A 24,976-nucleotide genomic window follows, 5' to 3' on the forward strand; every position below is an offset into this window, starting at 1 on the left:
CGCCTCAGTCGGTGAGGGAGACGTCCTTGAACCGGATCGCCCGGTTGCTCATCACCGTGTACCCCTCCAGCTGCGGGCTCCACGCCTGCACGACGTCGGGGTTGTAGAGGTAGATGTAGCTCGCGTCGTCGGCGACCTGGGTGGCGACCTGCTCGTAGATCTCCCTGCGGGCCTCCTCGTCGGTCTCGACACGGCCCTGCTCGAGGAGGGCGTCCACCTCCGGGTTGCTGTAGCCCTGGAAGTTGTTGGCGCCCTCGGAGTGGTGCTGGGCGTAGTAGAAGTCGTCCGGGTCGAGGTTGCCGAGCCAGCCCATCATGAGCATGTCGTAGCTGCCCTGACCCTGCTCGTCCAGCCAGGTGCCGAAGTCCAGGGTGCGGATCTCCACGGCGATCCCGACCTCGGAGAGCTGGCTCTCGATGATCTGGGCCGCCTGGACCGTCTCTGGGTAGTCGCTGGCGACCATGAGGTCCAGGGTGATGTCGCCCTCGGCGACGCCGGCGCCCTCGAGGAGCGAGCGCGCCTGCTCGACGTCGTGGGAGTAGCGGTCGTAGGGGGTGTAGAAGCTCGAGGACTCGGGGATGGCGGTCTGGTTGACCGTCGCGTTGCCGTACATCGTCGCCTCGGTGATCGCCTCGCGGTCGATCGCGTAGGAGATCGCCTGGCGGACCTCGACGTCGTCGTAGGGCTCCGCGTCCTGGTTGAGCGCGAGGTACCAGTAGTCGTTGGACCCGACCTGCCCGAGCTCGATCGTGTCGTCGGCGCTCAGGGAGGCGACCTGCTGCGGCGGAAGGTTGTCGGTCCAGTGGATCTCGCCGGCCTGGAGCGCGGCGACCGCCGTCGTCGGCTCCGGGATGAACTCGAAGGTGACGCCCGCGACGGAGGGCGCGCCGTCCCAGTAGTCCTCGTTGGCGACGAGCTCGATCGACTCGCCGGTCGCGTAGCGCTCCACGCGGAAGGGACCGGTGCCCACCGGCGCGGTGCCGATGTCGCCGGACTCGACGTTCTCCTGCTGGACGATGGCCACGCCCTTGAAGCCGCCGATGTTGGCGAGGAGGTTGGGGGAGGGGCTGGAGACGGTGATCGTCACCGTGGACTCGTCGGTGGCCTCGACGCTCTCGACGGCCGAGAAGCGCCAGGAGTTGGCGAGCTCCTCGTCGATGATGCGGTTGAAGGAGTAGGCGACGTCGTCGGCGGTGAAGGGCGAGCCGTCGTGCCAGGTGACGCCCTCGCGCAGGGTAAAGGTCCACGTGAGCTGGTCCTCGCTGGTCGTCCACGACTCGGCGAGGGCGGGAACCATCTCCAGGTTCTCGTCCGGCTGCACGAGCGTGTCGAAGACGTTCTCGAGGACCTGGAAGGAGAAGTAGGCGGTCGTGCTGTGCGGGTCGAGCTGGTCGGGCTCTCCCGCGATGCCGGCGACGACGACGTCGCCGCTCGGCGTGCCTGTGCCCGAGCTGGTGGCACCGTCGGTGGCGTCGACGTCGACACCCTCTCCGGTGCTGCAGGCGGCCAGGGTGAGAGCTGCTGCGGCGGCCGCGACGAGCCGTCGGGTGGAGGCGGACATGGTGAGCTCCTTTGGTTGCCGTGCCGCTGTCATTGCAATGACGATATCGTCAGTATGTTACTTCCGTGTGACGGGCACAAGACGCGTCCGTCCTCCGAGCCGATGGGACCCGATGACCTACTCGATCGTTGCCCGCAGCGGTGACTCGCTGGGCGTCGCTACCGCGACGTGCACGCTCGCCGTCGGTGCCGCCGTGCCGGCGGCAGCCCCGGGAGTGGGTGCTGTGGCCACCCAGGCGCGCACGAACCGTGCTTTCCGGGCCCGCGGCCTGAAGCTCCTGCGTGCGGGTGCCGCGCCCGACGAGGTCCTCGCCGCCTTCGCGCAGGAGGACACCGCCTTCGGCGAGCGTCAGGTCGCCGTGCTCGACGCCGACGGCCGTGGGGCCGTGTGGACCGGGCCCGAGTGTCTCGCCTGGGCGGGCGGGTGGGTGCGCCCGGACGTCGTCGTCGCGGGCAACCTCCTGGCTGGGCGGGAGGTTCTCGAGAAGATGGACGCCGCCTTCGCCGCGCACCCGTCACAGCCGCTCGCGGACCGGCTGCTCGCGGCGCTCGCGGCCGGCGAGGACGCCGGCGGTGACCGCCGGGGGAGGCAGAGCGCGGCCCTTCTCGTCGTCGCCGGCCCGCAGGACTGCGGATGGCCACCGCCCACCATCGTCGACCTCCGCGTGGACGACCACGCCGATCCCGTCGGGGAGCTCGGGCGCCTGCTCGCTCTGGACCCCGCTGCGGGCTCGTCGGCAGGCGCGCCCTAGCATGGTCGCCGTGAGCCATTCCGCGGCGGACCAGGACGCCCTCGACGTCGGTGCCCTCGGCGCCGTCGTCCGCCGCAGCCGCCAGCGCATGGGGCTGTCGGTCGAGGCGCTCGCGGCGCGGTCCGGCCTGAGCACCGGCCTGCTCAGCCAGCTCGAACGGGGCAAGGGCAACCCGTCCCTCCAGACCCTGTCACGGCTCGCCGGGGCGCTCGGCACTCAGCTTGTCCTTCTGCTCCAGAGCGCGCAGCGACACGGCGAGCCGGTCGTCCGCGCGGACGCACGGCCCGTCCTGCCGGACGTCGACCCCGGCGAGGACGAGGGCCCGCGCCCGGTCCGCGAGCTCCTCACACCCGACCAGAACCTGCCGCTCCAGGTCATCCGCACCGTCATGCCGCCGGGCTTCTCCAACGCCTCGCGCCCCTTCCGGCACCTGGGCATGGAGTCGGTGCACGTGCTAAGCGGGCGGCTCGACGTCGTCATCGGCGAGGTGCGCCACGAGCTCGGTGCGGGGGACACCATCACCTACGAGTGCTCCCAGGCCCACTGGTGGCTCAACCCCTCGACCTCCGATGAGACTGTGGTCATCGGCGCGGTCACGCCCTTCGCCGGCTGAGTGCTGCTCCACAGGGCGGGCGCGCACGGCGGTCGTCCCCGCGGTCGCCCGGCGTGCGCCCACGCGGTCGGTGGACCTCCGTACGGTCACGCGCATGGGACCGACGAGGCGCACGGACTCCGCGGCTCGGCTGCGGGCGCTGACCCGCCGCGCCTACACGGCCACGGCCGGGCACCTTGACCTCGAGGACGACGCCGGGCGCGAGTTCGACCGCATCGTCAGCGGCGAGGCCCAGCCCCGCACGGTTGCGGCGGAGCCCCGCACGGGCACGGGGAAGACCGGTCGCGGGCGCCGGGACGGTGGGGCGGTGGCGCGGCCCGGGCGCCGGTGGTCGGTCTCTGGCCGGGCGGTCGTCGTCGTGCTGGCGGTGATGGCCGCGTTCGCCGGTGCCGTCGTGGCGCGTGCGATCGCGCTCGGTCCGTCCGACGCCGTCCCGGTGCCGCAGGTGAGTGCGGTGGTGGAACCGGCCGAGTCCTCACCCGGCGGCCCGACCCCTCCTCCGGACGGTGTCGACAGCACCACCGTGCCCGACGAGCCGCCTGGTGATCCAGGGCCGACCGAGGCGACGGGGGTCGTCGTCGTCCACGTGGCGGGTGCCGTCCACGATCCCGGGGTCGTGGAGCTGCCGGTGGGCGCGCGGGTCGCCGATGCCGTCTCCGCGGCAGGAGGTGAGCAACCGGACGCCGAGCTGGCCGCGGTGAACCTCGCCCGGCCGCTCGTCGACGGCGAGCAGGTGTACGTGCCGCGGGTCGGGGAGGCACCACCGGGTGCGGCCGAGGGCGGGGGACCGGCCGGGGCGCCGCCGGCGGCGGACGGTGCCGCCGCGGACGGCGGGGTGGTCGACCTCAACAGCGCCGACCTCGCGGACCTCGACACCCTGCCCGGGGTGGGCCCGGCCATCGCGCAGCGGATCCTCGAGTGGCGCGAGGCGAACGGTCCGTTCCACTCCGTCGAGGAGCTGCTCGAGGTCTCCGGGATCGGTCCGGCCACCCTGGACAAGCTCCGGGAGCGGGTGCGGGTGTGACCCTCGACCTGCGCCTCGCGCCGGCCGCCCTCGCCGCGTGGGCGGTCGCCTTCCTCGGCGTCCTCGTCCCGCCCACCGTCGCCGTCGTCGGGGCCGCGCTGCTCCTGCTCCTCGCTGGACGTGCCGCGTGGTCGCTGCGCGGCGGCGGACGGCACCGCGACCGCGCCGGCCCCACGCCGCAGGCCACCGCGGCGCTCGCGCTCGTCGTCGCCGCGCTCGTGCTCGGAGCCGTCGCCGCGCACGTCCACCAGCGCGCGAGCGGGCTGCTGACCGAGCTCACCGAGGCAGGGGCGGTCGTCACGGTGAGCGGACCGGTGACCGGGGACCCCGCCGTCATCGCCACGCCGCCCGAGCGCGGGGGCGGGGAGCGGGTGACGGTCCCGGTGCGGGCCGACCTCGTCGTGGGTCGCGGGCTGACGGCCCGCGCACGGGCGCCGGTGCTCCTCCTCGCGCCACCGACCTGGACCGGTGTCGAGCTCGGTGCCCGGGTGCGCCTCACCGGACGGCTCGTGGCGACCGAGCCGGGTGAGGACGTCGCCGCGCTCGTCGTCGTCCACGCCGATCCCGAGGTCGAGGCGCCACCACCGGCTCACCAGCGCCTCGCGAGCCGGATGCGCGGCGGGCTCGTCGCGGCCGTCGCGGACGCGCCGGCGCAGGCTCGCGGGCTCGTGCCCGGCATCGCCGTCGGCGACGACTCGCGTCTCCCGCCCGAGCTCGACGACGCCATGACGGCGGTCTCCCTCACCCACATCACCGCGGTCTCCGGCGCGCACGTCGCCATCGTCCTCGGCGCCGTGCTCGCCGGGCTCAGCTGGGCGCCGCGCTGGCTGCGCGCGGCCGTCGGCGGGGCGGTGCTCGTGTGCTTCGTCGTCCTCGTCCGACCGGAGGCCAGCGTGCTGCGCTCGGCGACCATGGGCGGCGTCGCGCTCCTCGCCCTGCTGCTCGGCCGGCCCGCGCGTGCCCTGCCCGCACTGTGCAGTGCGGTCATGGTCCTGCTCCTCCTCGACCCGTGGCTGGCCCGGTCCTACGGCTTCGTCCTCTCGGTGCTGGCCACGACCGGTCTCGTCGTCCTGTCCGGGCCGTGGGCCGAGGCCCTGTCCCGCCGCATGCCCCGGACCCTGGCCCACGTCGTCGCCGTGCCGGCCGCGGCGCAGGTGTGCTGCGCGCCCGTCGTCATCCTCCTCGAGCCGGCCGTCGCCACCTACGCGATACCCGCCAACGTCCTCGCGGCTCCCGCGGTGCCGCCGGCCACCGTGCTCGGCGTCGTCGCGACGGTCGTCTCCCCGTGGCTGCCCGCTGCCACCGAGCCGCTCGCCGCGGCGGCCGGCTGGTTCACCGGCTGGATCGCCTGGGTCGCGCTCGGCTGGGCCGAGCTGCCCGGCGCGCGGCTGCCGTGGCTGGGCGGGCTCGCCGGGGCTGCCCTGCTGGCCGCGGTCACCGTCCTCGCGGTCGTCGTGGCCCGCCGGGGCAGGCGGGCCCAGCTGCTCGGAGCCGGGGTGGGTGCTCTCGTCCTCGCACTGGCCCTCGTCCCCGGTCCTCGCCGCGCGCTGGGCGGCCTCGTCTCCGCAGTCCCCGACGACTGGCTCGCCGTCCAGTGCGACGTCGGTCAGGGCAGCGGCTTCGCGCTGCGCAGCGGCCCGCGCTCGGCCGTCGTCGTCGACGTCGGTCCCGAGGGGCCCGCCGCTGCGGACTGCCTCGTCGCTGCCGGCGTGCGCGAGGTCGACCTCCTCGTCCTCACCCACCTCCACGCCGACCACGTCGCCGGGCTGCCCGAGGTCCTCGACGCCGTCGAGGTCCACCACGTCCTGCTCACCCCGCACGACGGGCCGGCCGCCGCCGAGCGGCAGGTGCTCGCGGCGCTCGCGGAGGAGGGGGCCACCGTCGAGCGCGTCGGTGCGGGCACGGCCGGTGAGGTGGCCGGGGTGCGGTGGCGCGGGCTGTGGCCGACTCCGCGGGCCCTCGAGCTCGCCACCCCCGGGGACGACGACGTCGCCAACGACCTCTCGCTCGTCGTCCGCCTCGAGACCGCGCAGCTCTCGGTCCTGGCGCTGGGCGACCTCGAGCCGGACGGGCAGCGCGGGCTGCTCAACGAGCTGGCGGCCGGCGGAGAGGCCGGGCCGGTCGGCGTCGACGTCGTCCTGGTCCCGCACCACGGGTCCGCGGCCCAGCTCCCGGCGCTCGCCGAGGCGGTCGGCGGGCGGCTCGCGCTCGTCAGCGTCGGCGCGGACAACGACTTCGGGCACCCGGCTCCCGCGACGCTCGAGCTGTACGGACGCGGCGGCGCCCTGGTGCTGCGGACCGACGAGTGCGGCGGCGTCGTCGTCGTCCCCGCCGAGGGCGGCCTGGGCGCTCAGTGCTGAGCGAAGCCGAAGGTCGTGACGGGCATGAGCGTGCCGGCAGCGAGCGCGTCGAGCACCTGCCGCTCGTGGGGGACGACCGGCTCGCGCAGGGAGTCCAGGGCGTCGAGGCGCACCCAGCGCAGCGCGGCGGCCTTGTCCTCCCGCAGGCGCGGCTCACCGTGCCAGCGGCGGCAGGAGAGGAAGAAGTCGACGCGCTCGTCGATCGCCAGGCCCGTGCCCTGCGTGCGGTGCATGACGGTGAGAGGGAGGAGGTCGGTGGGAGCGATCCGCACCCCGAGCTCCTCGGTGGCCTCGCGCACCGCGGCGTCCAGCACGCTCTCCCCGGCCTCGACGTGCCCGGCCGCCCCGCACGCCCAGTGCCCGTCCATGAACCCGGTGCCCGAGCGCAGCTGGAGGAGCACGCTGTCCGCGGCGCCGGCCTCCTCGCGCAGGAGCGCGACGTAGGCCGCGGGCACCACCCGGTAGCGGTGGACCGGGCCGTCCCCGGACGGGTCGCTCACCGCCGCCCCCGGCTGGCGGCGATGCGCAGCACCGCCCGCTCCACGGCGAAGACGGGGTCGCGGCTCAGGCCCTTGACCTCGGCGTCCGCGGCGGCGACGGCGGTGATGGCGCGGGCCAGCCCCTCCGGCCCCCACCCGGCGAGCTCGCGCCGGGCCTGGTCCACCTGCCAGGGCGCCAGGCCGAGCCCGCCCGCACCACCGCGGCCGGACATCGCCTCGACCTTGGCCATGGTGCGGAGCTTGACCGCCAGCGCGGCGACGAGCACCACGGGGTTGGCACCCGTCTCGACGGCGTGCCGCAGGAGCGTGACGGCCTGGCCCGCGTGCCCGGCGATGGCGGCGTCGGCGACCTTGAAGCCCGTGGCCTCCACCCGCCCTCCGTGGTAGCGCTCGACGACGTCCGCGCCGACGCGGCCGGTGGTGTCCGCGACGAGCTGGGTGCACGCGGCGGCGAGCTCACGCAGGTCCGAGCCCAGCGCCTGGACGAGCGCCTGGACGGCGTCCTGGTCGATCTGGCGCCGCGCACGTCGGAACTCGGCGGCGACGAACGCCGCCTTCTCCGCGTCCCGCTTGACCGGCTCGCAGGCGACCACGGGGTGCCCGGCCTTCGTCACGGCGTCGAGCAGGCGCTTGCCGCGCACGCCGCCACCGTGCTGGAGGACGAGGGTGACGTCGTCGGCGGGGGCGCGCAGGTAGGTGATCGTGTCGTCGATGAGGGCGTCGGTGCAGCTCTCGACGCCGGTGATGACGATGCACCGCGCCTCCCCGAACAGGGACGGGCTGGCGAGCATCTCCAGGCGCCCGAGGTCGTAGGCGGCGGCGTCGAGGCGGGTGACCTCCGTGCCGGCGTCCGCCTCGCGGGCCTGCTCGACGATCCGTGCGACGGCGCGGTCGCTCAGCACGCCCTCGGCGCCGCGCACGAGCACCACGGGCGCGAGCGGGGCCTCGTCCCAGCTCAGTCCGGACGGGGCGCTGCGACGGGTCTTCGGGGGCACGCCCCAAGCCTGCCACGGACCGCCCACACCGCGGACCGTCGGTCAGGGGCGGCGCCGGGGGAGGGAGGCGAGGGAGATCGCGACGAGCGCGAGCACGGTCCCGGCGACGGTCGCCGGGCTGACGGTGGCGCCGGCCACCGGCGCGAACACGTCCAGCGCGAGGGAACCGATGAGCTGGCCGGCGATCGAGCCGAGCCCGAGCACGAGCACGCCCGTGCGCGGGACGATCGCCGCCGAGCCGGCGATGAAGACGATGCCGTAGAGGCCGCCGGTGTACAGCCACCACTCGCCGGGCAGCTCAGCGGGCAGTCCGCGGCCGCGGACCACCACCGCGACGACGAGCGCGACCGTGCCCGCGACGAAGTTCGTCACGGTCGCCGTCAGCGGCGAGCCACCCACGGCCCCCACGCGCGCGTTCGCGGCGTGCTGGAAGCCGGTGAGCAGACCCGCCACGAGCGGCAGCACGGCCGGCAGGAGCAGCTCCTGCCACGGCCGCTCACCGGTGAAGGAGGAGGACGCCGCCAGCACCACCGCCACGAGCACCAGCCCCGCCCCCACCAGCCGCTGCGTCGTCGGCCGGCGGCGCACGTCCTGCGCGAAGCCGACGGCGTCGGTGAGCAGCCCGCTCAGCGTCTGTCCCGCGACGACCGCCACCGTGAAGACCGCCACCCCGATCAGCGCGACGACGGCGGACTGGGTGAGGACGAGGAGGGCACCGATGGTGCCCGCGAGGAGGTAGGCGGGCGGCAGCTCGCGCCGTCGGACCGCGCCCGGCAGCCGCAGCACCCCGCGGCGCACACGCGGCAGCACCAGCGCGACGACGACCATGACGACGAGCCCACCGCCGAAGCTCATGGCAGCGGCGAGGACCGGGTCCTGCAGCTGCGCGCCGAGCTCACCGTTGATGCGCGACTGGACGGGCACGACGGCGCCGATCGCGGCGGCGAGGAGCGCCGCCAGCCAGACGGGCAGGGCGGTGGAGCGGTGGGGCATGGCTCTCCTCGAGCGTGCGCGAGACGACGACGGCGCCGCTCCCCGGTGGGGAACGACGCCGTCGAGGGGAGGGCCGGTCTTAGAGGCCGGCGACCTGCTTGGCCAGCTTCGACTTGCGCTGCGCGGCCTGGTTGGCGTGGATGACGCCCTTGCTCGCGGCCTTGTCGAGCTTGCGCCCGGCGGACTGGAGCGCGGTGGCCGCGGTCTCCTTGTCGCCGGCGGCGACGGCCTCGCGGACCCGACGCACGTGCGTCTTCAGCTCGGACTTCACGGCCTTGTTGCGGAGACGCGCCTTCTCGTTGGTGAGGATGCGCTTCTTCTGGGACTTGATGTTCGCCACGTGTGGACTTCTCCTACGTTTCGCCGAAGCGATCAGACAATGGGTCGGTGAGGGCTGTGCCAGCGACCGGGACTGGGGAGTGGGGACACCCGTGGTCGGCCGCAAGCCGGCCCCCGCACGACCGGCGGAGGCTCAGCGAGGTACTTTACCAGGTACGTGGCCGCCGCGGCGCACGTGTGGCGCCCGTCATGCGCGCCCGTCGTCGTCGGCCACCAGGACAGGGTCCAGCTCGTGCGGCTCCTGGTCGGGCTCGAGCTCCGGGACGACCGTGAACTCGCTCTCGTCGTACTCGTCGTCCTCGGTGCGACGTGCCGCCTCCTCCGGCGGCAGCACCCGCCGCCAGCGCAGGGCGCGGATGGGCGGTGCCTCCCCGGCGTCCTCCTTGAGGGCCGCGAGGATCGTGTAGATCATCACGTAGCCGATGATGAAGAACGGCAGGCCGACGACGATGATCACCTGCTGCAGGGCCGCGAGCCCGCCCTCACCGGTGGCGGCGAGCATCGTCGCGGCGACGGCGCCCATCGCGACCGTCCAGAACACCCGCTGGCGGACGGGGGCCTCCTCCTCGTAGCCGTTGCTGATCGAGTCGATGACGAGCCCGGCGGAGTCGACCGACGTCGTGAAGAAGACGACGACGAGGACGACGGCGACGATCTGGGTCAGCGTCGTCAACGGGAAGTTCTCGAGGAATCCGAAGAGCGCCGTCGCGACGTCGCCCTGCTCGACCACCGGTCCGACGAGCTCGCCGGGGCTCTCCCGCTCGATGTCGAAGGACGCCCAGCCGAAGACGCCGAACCACACGATGCTGAAGAGGACGGGCGCCGCCAGCACGCCGCTGACGAACTGGCGGATCGTGCGCCCCTTGGAGATCTTGGCGATGAAGATGCCGGTGAAGGGCGACCAGGAGATCGTCCACGCCCAGTAGAAGACCGTCCACGAGTTCTGCCAGCCGGAGCCGTTGACGGTGTCGTTCCAGAAGGCCAGCTGGGGCAGTGCGGAGGCGTAGACGCCCACCGACTCGATCGTGCCCTTGACGAGGAAGAGGGTGGGGCCGGTCGCGACGACGAAGCACAGCAGGCCCACCGCCAGGATGATGTTGAAGTTCGACAGCCGCTTGATGCCCTTCTCCAGCCCCACGCTCACCGAGGCGACCGCGATGGCCGAGACGGCGACGATGATGAGCACCTGGATGAGCCGGCTCTCCCCGAGGCCCCACAGCGTGTTGAGCCCGCTGTTGATCTGCAGGGTGCCCAGGCCCACCGAGACGCCGACACCGAAGATCGTGCCGACGACGGCGACGACGTCGATCGCCGCACCGACGGGCCCGTGGATCTTCTCCCCGAGGAGGGGCTGGAAGATCGAGCTCACGCGCGGGGGCAGGTTGCGCCGGTACATGAAGTAGGCGAAGCCCAGCGCCGGCAGGGCGAAGATCGCCCAGGTGTGCAGGCCGAAGTGGTAGAGCGTGAAGGCGATGGCCTCGCGCGCCGCCGCCTGGGTCTGGCCGGCGACGTCCTGCAGCGGCGGGTTGGCGTAGTGGTTGATCGGCTCGGCCACGCCCCAGAACATGAGGATCGAGCCGATGCCCGCGGCGAAGAGCATGGCGAACCACGCGAGGCCCGAGTGCTCGGGCCTCGTGTCACCGAGCCGGACCCGTCCGAAGCGGCTCGCCGCGAGGTAGACGAGGAAGAGGAGGAAGACCGTGACGCCCAGGATGTAGAACCAGCCGAGGTTCGTCATGATCCAGCCCGAGGCACCGGCGAAGGCGGCGTCCACCTGGTCGGTGAACAGGATGGTCCCCACGACGAAGACGATCGCGACGAGCGCCGCCGGGAAGAAGATCCGTGGACTGGTGCGCAGTCCGAGCGCGTCGTGCAACCGGTCGAGCGAATTCATGGATGAGTGCTCCTCCTCGGGAACCGAAACGGTCGCCCCGACGTTAACGGGGGGCCCGGGGGATCGCCTCCCGGGCAGCGTGGGAGGCTGGTGCCATGAGTGCGACAAACGACGCGATGAACCAGATCGTCGTCAACGTCGTGCGCCTCGCGCGCCGGCCGGGGTACCTGCTCCTCGTCGGCGCCGCGGTGCCCGTCGGTGTCTTCCTGCTCCTCGGGCTGCTCCTCGGCCTGGACGCCCGGTCGTGGGGCGGGTGGGTCCCCTTCGCGCTCGCGCTCGCCCTCGCCGTGCCCGTGGCCCTGCTCACGGTGCGCCGCGAGCGGCTGCAGCGCACGACGGCGGACATCGGCGACGGGCCGGTCACGACGGCCGGTGGCGTCGTCGTCGTCACGGACGCGCCGACGCAGGCCGCCCTCGAGGAGGAGCTTGCCACCCTCACGGAGGCGATGGACGAGGGACGCGTACGCACGGCGCGGTGGCTCCCGCGGGTCGAGGCCACCCAGCGCGCCCTGCTGCGCGCGGCGGGCGGACCCGTGCGGGCGCCCTACCTGCGTGACGACCTGAGGATCACGCTCGCCGCCTTTCTCGGCACGGTCGCCGCGATCCCGCTCGGCGTGCTCGGGTCGTTCATGAGCGCCTTCGCCCTGCTCCTGTCCTGACGGACGCCCGGCCTGCGACGGCTACGTCGGGTTGGCCCGCAGCTGGTCGGCGATCTCCTCCTCCGGCCGCGGGGGGACGGTCTCGTCCTCCTCGAGCGTCACCGGCTCCTCGTGGTCGGCGGGTGGCTCGACGCGGGTCGGCTCGTCGGGCGTTGTCGACATCGTGCTTCCTCTCGTGGTGGACACGGCGCGGCGTGACAGGACGCCCGCTCGTGGGACGATGGGGCCAGTGTGTCCTTGCGGAGTCGGTTCCGCGCGTCGTCGTCGCTTGAAGGAACGTGAGTGTCCCCGATCCCCAGCCCCGCGCTGACCGCAGCGATCGCCCCCGCGGCGACCGCGCCCGAGCTGCTGCGCAACTTCTGCATCATCGCGCACATCGACCACGGCAAGTCGACCCTGGCCGACCGCATGCTCCAGCTCACCGGGGTGGTCGAGGACCGCGCGATGCGCGCCCAGTACCTCGACCGGATGGACATCGAGCGCGAGCGCGGCATCACGATCAAGTCGCAGGCGGTGCGCATGCCGTGGCAGGTGGGTGAGACCGCCTACGCGCTCAACATGATCGACACGCCCGGCCACGTCGACTTCACCTACGAGGTCTCCCGCTCGCTCGCGGCCTGCGAGGGTGCCCTGCTCCTCGTCGACGCCGCGCAGGGGATCGAGGCGCAGACCCTCGCCAACCTCTACCTGGCGATGGAGAACGACCTCACGATCATCCCGGTCCTCAACAAGATCGACCTGCCCGGCGCGCAGCCCGAGCGCTACGCCGACGAGCTCGCGAACCTCATCGGCGGGGAGCCGGAGGACTGCCTGCAGGTGTCGGGCAAGACGGGCGTCGGCGTCCCCGAGCTCCTCGACCGCCTCGTGCGCGACATCCCCGCCCCGGTGGGCGACCCGGACGCCCCCGCGCGGGCGATGATCTTCGACTCCGTCTACGACACGTACCGCGGGGTGGTCACCTACGTGCGCGTCGTCGACGGCGCGATCAAGCCCCGCGAGAAGCTCACGATGATGTCGACCGGCACGAGCGTCGACCTCCTCGAGATCGGCGTCAGCTCCCCGGAGCCCAAGCCGACCAAGGGTCTGGGCGTCGGTGAGGTCGGCTACCTCATCACCGGGGTCAAGGACGTGCGCCAGTCCCGCGTCGGTGACACGGTGACCAACGCGGCGCGACCCGCCGCGGAGGCCGTGGGCGAGTACCGCGACCCGCAGCCGATGGTGTACTCCGGGCTCTTCCCGGTGGACGGCTCGGACTACCCGGTGCTGCGCGACGCGCTGGACAAGCTCAAGCTCAACGACGCCGCCCTGGCCTACGAGCCGGAGACCTCGGTCGCGCTGGGCTTCGGCTTCCGCTGCGGCTACCTCGGCCTGCTCCACCTCGAGATCGTGCGCGAGCGCCTCGAGCGCGAGTTCGACCTCGACCTCATCTCCACCGCGCCCAACGTCGTCTACGGCGTCGTCATCGAGGACGGCACCCGCACCGAGGTGACCAACCCGAGCGAGTACCCCGACGGGAAGATCGCGGAGGTCTACGAGCCGGTCGTCCGTGCGACCATCATCACGCCGTCGGAGTTCATCGGCGCCGTCATGGAGCTGTGCCAGCAGCGGCGCGGCACCCAGGACGGGATGGACTACCTGTCCCCGGAGCGCGTGGAGATGCGCTACCACCTGCCGCTGGCCGAGATCGTCTTCGACTTCTTCGACCAGCTCAAGTCCCGCACCCGCGGCTACGCGTCCTTCGACTACGAGGCCGACGGCGAGCAGGCGGCGGACCTCGTCAAGGTCGACATCCTCCTCCACGGGGAGAAGGTCGACGCCTTCAGCTCGATCGTCCACCGCGACAAGGCGTACTCCTACGGCGTCGAGATGGCCGGCAAGCTGCGCGAAATCATTCCCCGCCAGCAGTTCGAGGTGCCGATCCAGGCCGCGATCGGCGCGCGGATCATCGCCCGCGAGACCATCCGGGCGCTGCGCAAGGACATGCTCGCCAAGTGCTACGGCGGTGACATCTCCCGCAAGCGCAAGCTCCTGGAGAAGCAGAAGGAGGGCAAGAAGCGGATGAAGTCGATCGGCCGGGTCGAGGTCCCGCCGGAGGCCTTCATCGCCGCCCTGTCCTCCGACACCCCGACGGGCAAGGACTCCAAGGGCAAGAAGTGAGCCCTGCCCTGCCTGCGGGCGAGCCCGTCCCCGCGGACGGGGCGCTGCCCGCCTCCGCCGCGGCCGGCTCCGACCAGCGGGACTTCGGCGTCTACCTCCACGTGCCCTTCTGCCGGGTGCGCTGCGGGTACTGCGACTTCAACACCTACACCGCGACCGAGCTCGGGGGCGGAGCGAGCCAGGCGGCCTACGCGGACACCGCGCGGCGGGAGGTCGACCTCGCCGCGGGCGTCCTCTCGCGGGCCGGTGTCGCGCAGCGGGAGGTGTCGACCGTGTTCGTCGGGGGCGGGACGCCCACGCTGCTGCCCGCCGCCGACCTCGCCGCGATGCTCGCCCACGTGCGGGGGACGTGGGGGCTGGCCGACGGCGCCGAGGTGACCACGGAGGCCAACCCGGACTCCGTGACGCCCGCGTCGCTCGAGCAGCTCGCCGACGCCGGCTTCACGCGCGTCTCGTTCGGGATGCAGTCCGCCGTCCCGCACGTGCTGGCCACGCTCGACCGCACGCACGACCCCGCGCGCCTTCCCGACGTCGTGCGCTGGGCGCGCGACGCGGGCCTCGACGTGTCGGTGGACCTCATCTACGGGACGCCGGGGGAGTCGGCCGCGGACTGGCGGACCAGCCTGGAGACCGCCGTCGCCCTCGAGCCGGACCACGTCTCCGCCTACGCGCTCGGCATCGAGCCGGGCACGAAGATGGGGGCGCAGGTCCGCCGCGGCGAGCTGCCGATGCCCGACGACGACGACGCGGCCCTCAAGTACGAGGCGGCCGACGACGTCCTCACCGCCGCCGGCCTGTCCTGGTACGAGGTGTCGAACTTCGCGACGACGCCGGAGCACGCGTGCCGGCACAACCTCAACTACTGGCGCGGCGCGGACTGGTGGGGGATCGGGCCGGGGGCGCACAGCCACGTGGGCGGGGTGCGCTGGTGGAACGTCAAGCACCCGCGCGCCTACGCCCACCGCCTCGACCAGGGCCTGAGCCCCGGCGCCGGGCACGAGGTGCTCGACGACGGCGCCCGCGAGCTCGAGCGGGTGCTGCTCGGCGTGCGGCTGGCCGAGGGCCTGGAGCTGGCGCCGGGGACCGGGCGCGTGCCGGAGAAGCACCGCGAGGCCGTGGCCGGGCTCATCGCCGAGGGGCTCGTCGACATGCCCGCCGCCCGCGCCGGCCGCATCCTCCTCACCCGCCGCGGCCGCCTGCTCGCCGACACCGTCGTCCGGGCCCTGACGGACTGACGGCCTACCCTCCCTCCCTCCCTCCCCCCCTCCCTCCCGCGCCGAGCGCTGAGTTGTTCCGGTCACCCCTCGCGTCGATGTCCCGGCGTCTGGGGAGGAAGCCCGTCCTGACGGCAGACGCGACGTCGGCCGGGTGCCGGCACCACGGCAGCGACCGGGAGTCCCGACAGGTCGTCAGCCGGCTCCGGACGGGCCGGCCGGAACGAGGGCCACGTCGGCACCCTCGACGACGGTCGCCCCACCCGCGGTGACGAGGACGGGCACGGCCGGCTCGGTGACGCCGTCGTCGTAGGCGACCGCGTCGGCCCCGGTGACGACGTTGACCGCGCGGACCGCGGAGTCGGACCTGAGATAGGCGAAGAGGTTCCCCGCCGCGGACAGGCCCAGGCCCTCCGTGGGGCGCTCCCACCGCTCACCGTCAGGACGGCCCACGAGAGACCCGTCCTCGACCGTGACGAGGGTGCCCGAGATCGGCTCGGTCACGGCGTCGCGCACGCCGGTGGCGAGGACCTCACCGGTCGTGAGGTCGACGAGCACGCCGAGCGCCTGCCCCGGTTCCCCGAGCAGCGCGGTGCCGGGCGGTGCCTGCACACCGGGCAGCGCGCCCGGTTCCGGTCCGGTCCCCAGGTCGGCGAGCGGCAGCTGCCACGAGGTGCCGGCCCCGTCCGCGTGGAGCGTGCCGTCGGTCGCCGTGAGGACGACGCCTGCGTACTCGCCCACGACGGTGACGTCGTCGTCCTCGCTGGCGACGACCTCGCCGGTGGCCGGGTCGAGCACGACGCGCGGTCCCGTCTCTCCCATCGCGGCGCGAGGGGCGGGCGCGGCGAACACGGCGCCCGGCCCCTGCAGCGGGCCAGGGACGTCGACCGGGCCCCACACCAGCTCCCCCGTAGCGAGGTCGTAGGCGCTCGCGGACGTCTCGCTCAACGTGTCCCGCCCGGGCGTGACGTCGTTGAGGATCGCGATCGTCCGCTCACCGGCGCGGCTGAGCGTGAAACCCGTGCACGACGGCGGCCGCTCGGCACGCCACAGCAGCGTGCCGTCCTCCCGCGCGGCGACGAAGCGCAGGGGCTCGCCGTCCTCCGGGTGGTCCAGGCCGAGCAGCAGCCCGTCGAGCTCTTGGGGCACCTGGTCCCACCCCGGGTCGAGGACCGGCAGCCCGGACAGGGCGAGGGGCAGGGAGTCCTCGTGGACCTCCTCCGAGGGTGCGGCCCGGTCCTCGAGGACGGCCGGCTCGGTCTCCACGGGAGGGTCACCGGCGCAGCCGGCCAGCAGGCCGGCGACGGCGAGCAGTGCCAAGCGCCGCCTCACGCGTGTCCGCCCGTGTGCTCGGACGGCTCGGACGGTTCCGGCTGCCGCGCTGCGCCGCCCTCGGCCTCCCTCCGGCGCCACACCGCCCACACCCCCAGGGCGGCGAGGGCCAGGACGGCGATGAGCACCGGCTCGGGCACCGCCGCCCCGACGGTCAGCAGCGACGACTGCACGTCCCCCAGGACCTGGGTCGGCACCAGCTGGGGGAGACTGGCCAGCCCGTTGGTGCGCAGGAAGACGACGCCGACGACGACGAGCAGCACCCCGGTGAGCACCGAGGTCGTGTGCAGCTGGAACGGCCCCACCTGCCAGGCACGGCCACGCAGCCTGGCCCGCCCGCGTGCGCCGAGGCGGCTCCACACGGCGGCGATGGCGACGAGCGGCACCACCATGCCCGCGCCGTAGACGGCCAGCAGCACGCCGGCCAGCACCGGGGAGGGCTCCGTCGCGGCCATGGTGAGGACGGCCCCGAGGATCGGGCCGGAGCAGAACCCGGCGATCCCCGACACGGTGCCGAGCAGGACCGAGCGGAGGACGGAGCCCTTGCCGTGCGCGGCCGACCGCACCGACCGGGTGCCGGGCAGCAGCCGGGACAGGTCGAAGCCGAGGCCGAGGACCTGGAGGACGCCGAAGGTGATGATGAGCCAGCCCGCGACGGTGATGAGGAGGTCCCGGTGGGCGGTGAGCAGCGAGCCGAGCAGCGAGGCGCCGAGGCCGAGGGGGACGAGCGTGGCCGACAGCCCGAGGAGGAAGAGCCCGCCGTGGAGGAGGAGGCGCCTGCGGGTGCCGACGGTCGTCGCGAAGAAGGCGGGCAGCAGCAGTGCGCCGCAGGGGCTGAGCAGGGCCAGGGCACCGCCGAGGAAGGCGGCGAGAAGACTCAGCTCCATCAGGCGCCGGCCTCGGACAGCGCCTGCTCGACCGCCGTGACGAAGACGTCGGTGGGCTGGGCACCGAGGATCGGCTGCCCGGCGAGGAGGAACGCCGGGGTGGAGAAGGCGCCGATGGTCGCGGCCTCGTCGATGTTGCGCTGGACCGCGTCCGCCACCTCCTCGGACCTCATGTCCGCGGTGAAGCGCTCCACGTCCAGCCCGAGCTCGTCGGCCGTGGCGACGAGCGCCTCGTCCGTGAGCCCGCGCGGGGGAAGCGCGACGCCCTCGGGGAACAGGGCGTCGTGGAAGTCGAGGTAGCGGCCCTGCAGCCCCGCGGCGTAGGCCGCGAGCGCTGCGGTGCGGGAGTCCTCGCCGAAGACGGCGATGTCGCGGAACTCGATGCGCAGGTCCCCGGCGGCGGCGTAGTCGAGCATCGCCGGTGCGGTGTCGGCGGCCCAGGACGCGCAGAAGGGGCACTGGTAGTCGGAGTAGACGATGAGGCTCACCGGTGCGTCGACAGGGCCGGCCGCGAGCGGGTCGTCCGCCTCGAGGCGGGTGAGGTCGACGGTCGGGGCGGTCTCCGGCGTGACGACGTCGGCGACCGGCGCGGGGGAGGCCGCCGGGTCCGCGGCGTCCTCGCGCCCGGACAGCACGACTGACACCGAGACGAGCACGGCCGCGAGACCGACGATGAGGGCGGGGACGAGCCACGGCGTACGGCGCGTGGGGGTGGAAGACATGTCGTCCTTGGGGGATCGGGGGCGGGACGGCGGCGGCTACTAAGCCACGTAGTAATTACTATCATCTATAGTAGGAGGATGGTCTGGTCAGCTTCCTCACGGTCCGGCGTCAGCGTGCGGCCCACGACGACGGCGCAGGTGCTGCGCGGCTGGGACGCTCGGCGCTGGGCGGTCGCCGCTGCCGTCGCCGTGGGGTACGGCGCCGTCGTGGGGCTCGCGACGGTGATCATCCCGAACCCGGTCTTCGCCCGCGACGTCCCGGTCGTGGCGTGGAACTACCCCGTCCTCGTCCTCACCGCGCTGGTCGTCGGGCTGCTCGCGGCGAGCTACGTGCGCCCCCTCGGCAGCGCCGGCCCCGCGCCGGGCGGCGCCGCGGCGAGGCGCGCGAGCCGTGCCGGCACGGCCGGTGGCGTGCTCGCCTGGTTCGCGGTCGGCTGCCCGGTGTGCAACAAGATCGCGCTGCTGGCGCTGGGCTACTCCGGCGCACTGACCTGGTTCGCCCCCGTCCAGCCCCTTCTCGCCGTGCTCGCGCTGGCCCTCACCGGCTGGGCGCTCGTCGTGCGGCTCCGCGGGGAGATCGCCTGCCCGGTCCCGGCGGTGGTCGCCCGTGGCTGAGCACGCCCCCACGCTCGGGCCGCTCGAGCGTGAGGTCATGGAGATCCTCTGGGACTGCCCCGAAGAGATGTGCACCCGTGACGTCCTCGAGCGCACCGGCCAGTCCCTCGCGTACACGACGATCGCGACCGTCCTCACCAACCTCCACCGCAAGGGCCTGGTGGAGAAGGTCCTCGTGGGCAGGGTCTGGGCCTACCGGCCGCTCGTGGCCCGCAGCGAGTACACCGCCGAGGTGATGGCGCGTGCCCTGGCCTCCAGTGGCAACCGCAGCGACTCCCTCCTCCACTTCGTGGGCTCGATCCCCGAGGAGGACCTTGCCGTCCTCCGCACGCTGCTCGACGGCGACGGGGGCGCACGGTGACGGGTCTGGTCGCCGTCGCCGGTCTCGTCACGCTGCTGGCCGTGGGCGCGACGGCCGGACCGTGGGCACTCGCCCGCCTGGCGCCGGCGCTGGCCCGGCGGCCGCGTGCCGGGATCACCGCCTGGACGGCCGGCGCCGTCCTGTGGGTGCTGGGGCTGCTCGCGCTGGGCCCGCTCGTCGGCTGGGTGGCCGGCGGTCCCGGCCTTCCCGGGCCTGCCGGCGCCGTGTGCCGCCGCTGCCTGGAGGCGAGCAACCCCTTCGTCGCGGCCACGGCGGTCGACGTCCCGCCCGCCGTGCCGCTCCTCGCCGCCGCACTCCTCGGGCTCGCCCTCCTCGCCGTCCTCGGCGCGACGGCACGCCGCCGGAGGCGCGAGGTGAGGGCGCACGTGGCGGCCCTCGCCGCGACGGCGCGGCGCAGCACCGTCGGTGGTGAGCGTGTGTGGCTCGTGCCCACGGTCGAGCCGGCCGCCTACACGCTGCCGCGCGCCGGCGTCGTCCTGTCGAGCGGGACCGTCGACGCACTCGACCACGAGCAGCTGGGGGCCGTCCTCGCGCACGAGCGGGCCCACCTGGACGGACGCCACCATCTTGTCCTTGCCGTCCTCGGCGGGCTGCAGGCGGTCCTCGGCTGGGTCCCGCTCCTGCGCCACGCCCGCGATGCCGTGGCCGCCTACGCCGAGATGGCCGCCGACGACGCGGCACTGCGGGCCCACGGCTCGCGCGCCCTCGCCGGTGCACTCCTCGCCCTGCACCGGCCCGGCGTGGCCGCGGGCGTCGCCCTGCACGCCGGGGCGGTCCAGGTGCCCTCGCGCATCGCCCGCCTGGCGGGCGGCACCGTGGCCCCGGACCGCCTCGCCGGCGCCCTCGTCGCCTGCTACCTCCTCGTCGCCGCGGCGGCGGTCACGCTGGTCACCGTGCCGTACGCGGCGACGATCCTCCAGGGCGCCTGCTGAGCCGAGCTCGCCGCGCGAGGGCGGTCAGGCGAGGGACAGGAAGAGCTTTTGCAGCTTCTCGACGTCCAGGGTCTCCTCGCCGTTCGACTCGACGAGGCACTGCCTCATGCCCGAGGCGATGATCGCGAAGCCGGCCCGGTCCAGGGCCTTGGACACCGCCGCGAGCTGCGTGACGACGTCCTCGCAGTCCCGCCCCTCCTCGAGCATGCCGACGACTCCGGCGAGCTGGCCCTGCGCGCGCTTGAGGCGGTTGACGACCTTGCCCATGTCCGCGGGGTCGAGCTCGATGCCGCGACGTCCGGCCACGTCGGTGCTCATGCCACGGCCAGGGCTGCCAGGGCGGCGCGCAGGCGTCCTGCGGCGTCATCGGCGACGGCGTGGAGCGCGTCGTTGCCGGTCACCTCGACCATGGTCTGCGGGTCGAGGGCCTCGACGACGGTGCGCGTCGCGCCCGTGGAGCGGACGACGACGTTGCACGGCAGGAGGAGCCCGATCGACTCCTCCGCCTGGAGCGCGCGGTGCGCCAGGGGCGGGTTGCAGGCGCCGAGGATGACCTGCGGCGGGATGTCGACGTCCAGCTTCTGCTTGAGGGTGGCGGCCATGTCGATCTCGGTGAGGATGCCGAAGCCCTGCTCGGACAGCGCCGCGCGCAGTGCCGCCATGGTGTCGTCGAAGGTCTGCTCCACGGTCGTGCTGATTCCGTAGCTCATGGTGTTCTCCTGCTCGGTGGACGATCAGGCGCTGCGGCCTGCGGACTGCTCGGCCAGCTCCGCGCGGACCTGGCTGGAAGAAGGCGGGGACACCGTCACGGAGGGCGGTGAGAGCGGGGAGGGAGACGTTGCCGGCCTGGTCCCCGCGATGCGATGATACCCCTACGGGTATGTCAACGGTCGGCCGTGTGCGGTTGTTCCGCGCGGGCTCACGCGCGGCAGCGCGTGCCCGTCAGCCGGTGGGCCAGGCCGTACCCGACCGCGACGACGGCTCCAAGGGCGCCGGGCACCGCGTGCGGCTCGGCGCCGAGCAGCCAACCGGCAGCGAGCACGGTCACGAGTGGGACGACCGTGCACGGCGTGAGGTCGACGGTGCGGTGCCCGCGCGTGGGGACGTAGGTCGCCAGGACCGTGGCCCCGCCGACGGCCGCGAGCGCCACGAGCCCGGTCCACAGGGGTGCGCGCGTCGCGTCCCAGCCGCCGCCCTCGCTGAGGAGGAGGGTGAGGAGGAGCGGCGCGAGCGCCACCGTCGCCACCGTGTGGCGCAGCGTCCAGCGGCGTGGGGGCGCGGACCGGACAGGCTCACGGGACGTGACCGGTCGACCGCGACGAGAGAGGCGACCTTGCCGAGCGGGTCACCGCCCGGGGCCGCGGGTGCGGAACCGGCGTGGGCGACGTCGTCGAGCGCGTCCACAGCGCCGGCGAGGTACGCCTCCCACGACGGTGCCGTGTCCGCGCGGTCCTCGAGCGTGCGCCAGTGTGCACGCGCGTGGAGGAGCGCGGCGTCCGCCGGCTCTCGGGAGAGCCGGCGGCGCAGGTCGCCGAGGGCGGCGACGGCGCCCTCGTGGTACTTCACCGCGGGACGCGCGGTGCCGTCAACGGAGACGGCGCACAGCGAAGCGTCCCCGGTGGCCGTCTCGAGCCGGGTGAGGGCCTCGCCCCGGCGCTCGTCCACGGCCTGGGTCAACGGCACGTGCACCGGGCCGACGGCTCGACGTCGGCCATGACCTCGTCGACGTGCATGCCGCAGCCGGTCCAGGTGACCTTGCCGCAGGTGGCGCAACGGATGGGACTGCACATGGGTGTTCTCCTCGTGGTGTGGGTGGTGGTGTCAGGCGTCGACGGTGTCGGACAGGGCGGCGGGCCGCACGGCGCGCAGGGTGAGCCAGCCTCCGGAGAGGTTGCGGGCGTCGATCCCCTCCCCGCGCAGGATGCGGGTGGCGAGGTAGGACCGGACCCCGCTGGCGCAGTGGACGGCCACCGGACGGCCCTCGGCGGCGGTGCGGACCTCGTCGAGCCGGTCCCGCAGCTCGGTGTGCGGGACGAGGAGAGCGCCGTCGAGGTGGTCGCCCGCGTACTCCTCGGCCGAGCGGACGTCGAGCACGAGCGACTCGGCGCGCACCTGCTCGAGGTCCCAGGCCTGCCACTGCGGCATGGTGCCGTCAAGGACGTTCTGCGCGACGAAGCCCAGCATGTTGACCGGGTCCTTCGCCGAGCCGTAGGGCGGGGCGTAGGCGAGCTCGAGCTCGGCGAGGTCGTCGGCGGTCATCCCGGCGCGCAGGGCGGTGGCGAGGACGTCGACCCGCTTGTCCACCCCGGCCCGGCCGACCGCCTGGGCACCGAGGAGGCGACCGTCGGGCGCGAAGCTGGCGACGAGGTGGACCTGCTCGGCGCCGGGGTAGTACCCGGCGTGGTGGGCGGGGTGGAGGTGGACGACCTCGTGCTCGATCCCGGCGGAGCGCAGGGCGGCCTGGTTGGCGCCCGTCACCGCCGCCGTGAGCCCGAAGACGCGGACGACGGCCGTGCCGAGGACCGGCTGCTGCGGGGTCGTGCGGTGGCCGCAGATGGCGTCGGCGGCACGCCGCCCCTGACGGTTCGCGGGGCCCGCCAGCGGGACGGCCCCGGACGTGCCGGTGACGGCCTGGCGGACCTCGACGGCGTCACCGACGGCCCAGATGTGCGGGTCGGAGGTGCGCTGGTCGGTGTCGACGCGGATCGCGCCCCGCTCCCCGAGCTCGAGCCCCGCCTCCTCGGCGAGCGCGCTCGCCGGCCGCACGCCGACGTTGACGATGACGACGTCGGCCGGCAGGACGCTGCCGTCGGACAGGGTCACGGTGGCGCCACCGTCCGGCGCGTCGGCGACGGACTGGGCGGAGACCCCGAGGTGCAGGTCCACGCCGTGGGCCCGCAGCTCCTCGGCGAGGAGCGGCGCGAGCTCCGCGTCCAGCGGGGGCAGGACGTGGTCGGCGAGCTCGACGAGCTGGACCCGCATCCCGCGGGCGGCGAGTGCCTCGACGGCCTCGAGCCCGATGAAGCCGGCACCGACGACGACGGCGTGCGTGTGCTCTCGCTCGGCGAGGACGGCGTCGACCGCGCCCGTGACACGGTCGAGGTCGGGGATCGTGCGCAGGGAGTGGACAGCCGGGTGGTCCAGACCCTCGATCGGCGGGCGGACGGCGACGGCACCCGGCGCGAGGAGCAGGGCGTCGTAGGCCAGCCGGTCCGTCGTGACGCCGCTGACGACGGTGACCTCGCGGCGGGCGCGGTCGATCGCCGTCACCCGGTGGCCGGTGCGGACGTCGAGGTTGAGGGTGCGGGCGAGCGACTGCGGGGTGTGGAGCAGCAGGTCCTCGCGCGAGCCGATCTCGCCGGACAGGTGGTAGGGCAGGCCGCAGTTGGCGAAGCTCACGTGGTCGCCCTGCTCGAGGACGACGATCTCGGCGTGCTCGTCCAGACGACGGGCGCGGGCGGCGGCGCTCATGCCGCCGGCGACGCCGCCCACGATGACGATGCGCCGGCTCGGGCGGCGGTCGCTGGCGGTCATCGGCGCACCGCCCCTCCGGCCTGCTCCCAGGCGGTCATCCCGCCGGAGACGCTGGCGGCGTCGAACCCGGCCGCGCGCAGCGTCTTCGCGCCGCTGCGCGAGCGCATCCCGCTCGCGCACACGACGAGGACGGGGGAGTCCGCCTGCAGGCGCCGCGGGGCGGAGTCGAGCCTGCCGAGCGGGACGTGGATCGCCTGGGGGGCGTGCCCCGCCCTCCACTCGTGGCTCTCCCGCACGTCGACGAGGGCGGCGCCCTCCCGGACGAGCTCGACCGCGCGAGCGGCGGATACGGATGATCCCAGGGTGCTGGTGTCACGGCCGCGGCCCAGCAGGGCACGCAGCCACGTGGATCGTGTTGATGTGGTCATGGCCCCACTATACCCCCGGGGGTATGTGTTGTCTCGGTGAGGGTGCTCACCGGAGGCGGTGACGCCGTCGAGACTCCGACGGCGTCGACCGAGGCGACGGCCGCGCCGGAGCCGACCCCCACCGTGGTCGAGGAGCCGACGACCGAGGGGAGGGCCTGTGCTGACATCGGCGGAACGTGCCCCACGGTGACCTGAAGGCGTGGGACGCTGACGGCATGAGAAATCTGGGGTGCGCGCTCGCGGCGGGAGGGGCGCTGCTCGTGCTCGCCGGGTGCGCCGGCTCGGGCGACCGGGCGGACGTGCCGGCGTCGACGGTGCTGCGCGACGCCGTCGACGTCGCCTCCCTCGAGGCCAACCGCACGCCCCACCTGGGCGACAACAGTCGGGTGGTCGCCCTCGTCGGTGCGACCCGCCCCGACGCCGTGGGCGAGTCGACGCTCGAGCTGCGCACCGACGAACGGCCCTACGAGCTGGTCGTGCACTTCTCCTCCGTCGCGGACGGTGTCACGGCCGACGTCGCGGACGGCCTGATGGCCGACCGCGCGGCTCTCCTCCTGGCGACGATCGACAACGTCGACGAGGTCCGCTGGACGCTGCCGGAGCTCTCGGGCCAGGAGTCTGACGGCATGCTCAGCCGAGCCGAGGCCGATGCCTTGTTCGGATCACCCGTGGCGGAGCTGGGGGCAACGGCAGACGGTCTGACAGACCTCGTCGAACGTCTCGAGAGCACCTGACCCCGCCGCAGGTGCGTGCGCTGCGAGGACGGGCACTCCTCGCAGCGTCAGGGGCCGTTCAGGCGAGCCAGCAGCCGGCCGCTCAGCTCGACGTCGTGGGGCAGGTCGCTCAGCTCTCGGGCTGCTGTGCGGACGCCCTGCCGACCGAGGACGCCGGCAAGACCCTCCCAGTGGTCGGCCTCCGCGTCCTGCGCCGTCTGATCCCCGAAGGGCTCGTCCGGCCCGACAACCGTCCGCGCCGTCGCGGCGACCGTCGTCGCCGACATGTGCTGCCACACGTCGCCCGGTCCACCCACTGTCCACCCCCGATCGTCGAGCAGGGTCAGGCGGCGACCGTCGTCGAGGACGGCAACGAGCAGCGCGGAGAACGAGGCCACGCCGGCGTGGGGAGGAGGAGAGGGAGGGGCTGG

At 74.0% G+C, this 24,976-nt stretch carries 28 protein-coding genes; 11 read left to right on the top strand and 17 right to left on the bottom strand.

The genetic code is table 11. The features are described from left to right. Positions 1-4: 4 nt before the first annotated feature. A complete protein-coding gene (locus DSZ44_RS00255) occupies positions 5-1,561 on the bottom strand; it encodes an ABC transporter substrate-binding protein (RefSeq protein WP_110850602.1) in 1,557 nt (518 codons plus the stop codon). Positions 1,562-1,673: 112 nt separating this feature from the next. Between DSZ44_RS00255 and DSZ44_RS00260 the strand changes: the two genes are divergently transcribed. The 4 genes from DSZ44_RS00260 (at position 1,674) to DSZ44_RS00275 (ending at position 6,309) form a co-directional block, all read left to right on the top strand. Further along, on the top strand, positions 1,674-2,312 hold the full coding sequence (locus DSZ44_RS00260) for a DUF1028 domain-containing protein (RefSeq protein ID WP_181424487.1): 639 nt from the start codon (positions 1,674-1,676) through the stop codon (positions 2,310-2,312). Between the two features lies 1 nt (position 2,313). Next, positions 2,314-2,925 carry a helix-turn-helix domain-containing protein gene (locus DSZ44_RS00265; RefSeq protein ID WP_110850604.1) on the top strand — a complete coding sequence of 204 codons (612 nt, stop codon included), beginning with the start codon at positions 2,314-2,316 and terminating at the stop codon, positions 2,923-2,925. A 94-nt stretch (positions 2,926-3,019) separates the two neighbouring features. Further along, the gene (locus DSZ44_RS00270) at positions 3,020-3,949 is read left to right on the top strand and encodes a ComEA family DNA-binding protein (protein WP_258369115.1); all 930 of its coding nucleotides are present in this window, start codon (positions 3,020-3,022) and stop codon (positions 3,947-3,949) included. Beyond that, positions 3,946-6,309 (top strand): ComEC/Rec2 family competence protein, encoded by a 2,364-nt coding sequence (locus DSZ44_RS00275; protein ID WP_110850605.1) that lies wholly within the window; start codon positions 3,946-3,948, stop codon positions 6,307-6,309. The genes DSZ44_RS00270 and DSZ44_RS00275 overlap by 4 nt, the downstream gene beginning before the upstream one ends. Here DSZ44_RS00275 and DSZ44_RS00280 read toward each other — a convergent pair. The 5 genes from DSZ44_RS00280 to DSZ44_RS00300 all read right to left on the bottom strand — a co-directional run bounded on the left by DSZ44_RS00280 (position 6,300) and on the right by DSZ44_RS00300 (position 11,030). Then, positions 6,300-6,809, bottom strand: a complete 510-nt coding sequence (locus DSZ44_RS00280; RefSeq protein WP_110850606.1) for an NUDIX hydrolase — start codon at positions 6,807-6,809, stop codon at positions 6,300-6,302. The two genes, DSZ44_RS00275 and DSZ44_RS00280, sit on opposite strands and share 10 nt — an antisense overlap. Next, entirely contained in the window at positions 6,806-7,804 is a 999-nt protein-coding gene (gene holA / locus DSZ44_RS00285; RefSeq protein ID WP_258369116.1) for a DNA polymerase III subunit delta, read from the bottom strand. The genes DSZ44_RS00280 and holA overlap by 4 nt, the downstream gene beginning before the upstream one ends. A gap of 42 nt (positions 7,805-7,846) precedes the next feature. Further along, positions 7,847-8,797, bottom strand: coding sequence for a DMT family transporter (locus DSZ44_RS00290; protein ID WP_110850607.1), 951 nt, complete (start codon positions 8,795-8,797; stop codon positions 7,847-7,849). Between the two features lie 79 nt (positions 8,798-8,876). Continuing rightward, the gene (rpsT, locus tag DSZ44_RS00295) at positions 8,877-9,137 is read right to left on the bottom strand and encodes a 30S ribosomal protein S20 (RefSeq protein WP_110850608.1); all 261 of its coding nucleotides are present in this window, start codon (positions 9,135-9,137) and stop codon (positions 8,877-8,879) included. 186 nt (positions 9,138-9,323) lie between these two features. After that, complete coding sequence (locus DSZ44_RS00300; protein ID WP_110850609.1) at positions 9,324-11,030, bottom strand: BCCT family transporter; 1,707 nt, start codon at positions 11,028-11,030, stop codon at positions 9,324-9,326. A 95-nt stretch (positions 11,031-11,125) separates the two neighbouring features. Here DSZ44_RS00300 and DSZ44_RS00305 point away from each other — a divergent pair, with 95 nt between their 5' ends. Beyond that, entirely contained in the window at positions 11,126-11,689 is a 564-nt protein-coding gene (locus DSZ44_RS00305; RefSeq protein ID WP_146237442.1) for a hypothetical protein, read from the top strand. 21 nt (positions 11,690-11,710) lie between these two features. Here the strand turns inward: DSZ44_RS00305 and DSZ44_RS18135 are convergent, their stop codons facing one another. Continuing rightward, positions 11,711-11,851, bottom strand: coding sequence for a hypothetical protein (locus DSZ44_RS18135; protein WP_181424488.1), 141 nt, complete (start codon positions 11,849-11,851; stop codon positions 11,711-11,713). Positions 11,852-11,971: 120 nt separating this feature from the next. On the opposite strand from DSZ44_RS18135, the gene lepA reads away from it, so the two are divergent. Together lepA and hemW are read left to right on the top strand one after the other, a co-directional pair. Continuing rightward, positions 11,972-13,846, top strand: a complete 1,875-nt coding sequence (gene lepA / locus DSZ44_RS00310; RefSeq protein ID WP_110850611.1) for a translation elongation factor 4 — start codon at positions 11,972-11,974, stop codon at positions 13,844-13,846. Next, entirely contained in the window at positions 13,843-15,081 is a 1,239-nt protein-coding gene (gene hemW, locus DSZ44_RS00315) for a radical SAM family heme chaperone HemW (RefSeq protein WP_110850612.1), read from the top strand. The genes lepA and hemW overlap by 4 nt, the downstream gene beginning before the upstream one ends. 174 nt (positions 15,082-15,255) lie before the next feature. Here hemW and DSZ44_RS00320 read toward each other — a convergent pair whose 3' ends face one another. Genes DSZ44_RS00320 through DSZ44_RS00330 form a run of 3 tightly spaced genes read right to left on the bottom strand, consistent with a single transcriptional unit; the run spans position 15,256 to position 18,001 of the window. After that, positions 15,256-16,380, bottom strand: coding sequence for a hypothetical protein (locus DSZ44_RS00320; RefSeq protein WP_110850613.1), 1,125 nt, complete (start codon positions 16,378-16,380; stop codon positions 15,256-15,258). Between the two features lie 8 nt (positions 16,381-16,388). Continuing rightward, the gene (locus DSZ44_RS00325; protein WP_110850614.1) at positions 16,389-17,279 is read right to left on the bottom strand and encodes a cytochrome c biogenesis CcdA family protein; all 891 of its coding nucleotides are present in this window, start codon (positions 17,277-17,279) and stop codon (positions 16,389-16,391) included. Continuing rightward, the gene (locus tag DSZ44_RS00330; RefSeq protein ID WP_110850615.1) at positions 17,279-18,001 is read right to left on the bottom strand and encodes a DsbA family protein; all 723 of its coding nucleotides are present in this window, start codon (positions 17,999-18,001) and stop codon (positions 17,279-17,281) included. Before DSZ44_RS00330 ends, DSZ44_RS00325 begins: the two co-directional genes overlap by 1 nt. Before the next feature lie 78 nt (positions 18,002-18,079). On the opposite strand from DSZ44_RS00330, the gene DSZ44_RS00335 reads away from it, so the two are divergent. From DSZ44_RS00335 to DSZ44_RS00345, 3 genes are read left to right on the top strand one after another with little or no spacing between them, the layout of a single operon-like run. After that, entirely contained in the window at positions 18,080-18,616 is a 537-nt protein-coding gene (locus tag DSZ44_RS00335; protein ID WP_110850616.1) for a hypothetical protein, read from the top strand. Next, a complete protein-coding gene (locus DSZ44_RS00340) occupies positions 18,609-18,977 on the top strand; it encodes a BlaI/MecI/CopY family transcriptional regulator (RefSeq protein WP_110850617.1) in 369 nt (122 codons plus the stop codon). Before DSZ44_RS00335 ends, DSZ44_RS00340 begins: the two co-directional genes overlap by 8 nt. After that, positions 18,974-19,930 (top strand): M56 family metallopeptidase, encoded by a 957-nt coding sequence (locus tag DSZ44_RS00345; RefSeq protein ID WP_110850618.1) that lies wholly within the window; start codon positions 18,974-18,976, stop codon positions 19,928-19,930. Before DSZ44_RS00340 ends, DSZ44_RS00345 begins: the two co-directional genes overlap by 4 nt. Before the next feature lie 24 nt (positions 19,931-19,954). Here the strand turns inward: DSZ44_RS00345 and DSZ44_RS00350 are convergent, their stop codons facing one another. The 6 genes from DSZ44_RS00350 to DSZ44_RS00370 all read right to left on the bottom strand — a co-directional run bounded on the left by DSZ44_RS00350 (position 19,955) and on the right by DSZ44_RS00370 (position 23,832). Continuing rightward, positions 19,955-20,218, bottom strand: coding sequence for a metal-sensitive transcriptional regulator (locus DSZ44_RS00350; protein ID WP_110851269.1), 264 nt, complete (start codon positions 20,216-20,218; stop codon positions 19,955-19,957). A gap of 26 nt (positions 20,219-20,244) precedes the next feature. After that, entirely contained in the window at positions 20,245-20,640 is a 396-nt protein-coding gene (locus DSZ44_RS00355) for a DUF302 domain-containing protein (protein WP_110850619.1), read from the bottom strand. Between the two features lie 209 nt (positions 20,641-20,849). After that, positions 20,850-21,167 (bottom strand): hypothetical protein, encoded by a 318-nt coding sequence (locus DSZ44_RS00360; protein ID WP_110850620.1) that lies wholly within the window; start codon positions 21,165-21,167, stop codon positions 20,850-20,852. 436 nt (positions 21,168-21,603) lie between these two features. After that, positions 21,604-21,720: a DUF8730 family Cys-rich protein gene (locus tag DSZ44_RS19075; protein WP_502530273.1), complete on the bottom strand. Its 117-nt coding sequence runs from the start codon at positions 21,718-21,720 to the stop codon at positions 21,604-21,606. A 31-nt stretch (positions 21,721-21,751) separates the two neighbouring features. Beyond that, positions 21,752-23,464 carry an FAD-dependent oxidoreductase gene (locus DSZ44_RS00365; RefSeq protein WP_110850621.1) on the bottom strand — a complete coding sequence of 571 codons (1,713 nt, stop codon included), beginning with the start codon at positions 23,462-23,464 and terminating at the stop codon, positions 21,752-21,754. Then, entirely contained in the window at positions 23,461-23,832 is a 372-nt protein-coding gene (locus DSZ44_RS00370; RefSeq protein ID WP_110850622.1) for a rhodanese-like domain-containing protein, read from the bottom strand. The genes DSZ44_RS00365 and DSZ44_RS00370 overlap by 4 nt, the downstream gene beginning before the upstream one ends. 215 nt (positions 23,833-24,047) lie before the next feature. Between DSZ44_RS00370 and DSZ44_RS00375 the strand changes: the two genes are divergently transcribed. Further along, positions 24,048-24,566, top strand: a complete 519-nt coding sequence (locus DSZ44_RS00375) for a DUF4825 domain-containing protein (protein WP_146237443.1) — start codon at positions 24,048-24,050, stop codon at positions 24,564-24,566. A 47-nt stretch (positions 24,567-24,613) separates the two neighbouring features. Here the strand turns inward: DSZ44_RS00375 and DSZ44_RS00380 are convergent, their stop codons facing one another. After that, positions 24,614-24,943: a hypothetical protein gene (locus tag DSZ44_RS00380; protein ID WP_110850624.1), complete on the bottom strand. Its 330-nt coding sequence runs from the start codon at positions 24,941-24,943 to the stop codon at positions 24,614-24,616. Positions 24,944-24,976 lie beyond the last annotated feature (33 nt).

The sequence above is a fragment of the Georgenia satyanarayanai genome (assembly GCF_900116375.1).
GTDB lineage: Bacteria > Actinomycetota > Actinomycetes > Actinomycetales > Actinomycetaceae > Oceanitalea > Oceanitalea nanhaiensis.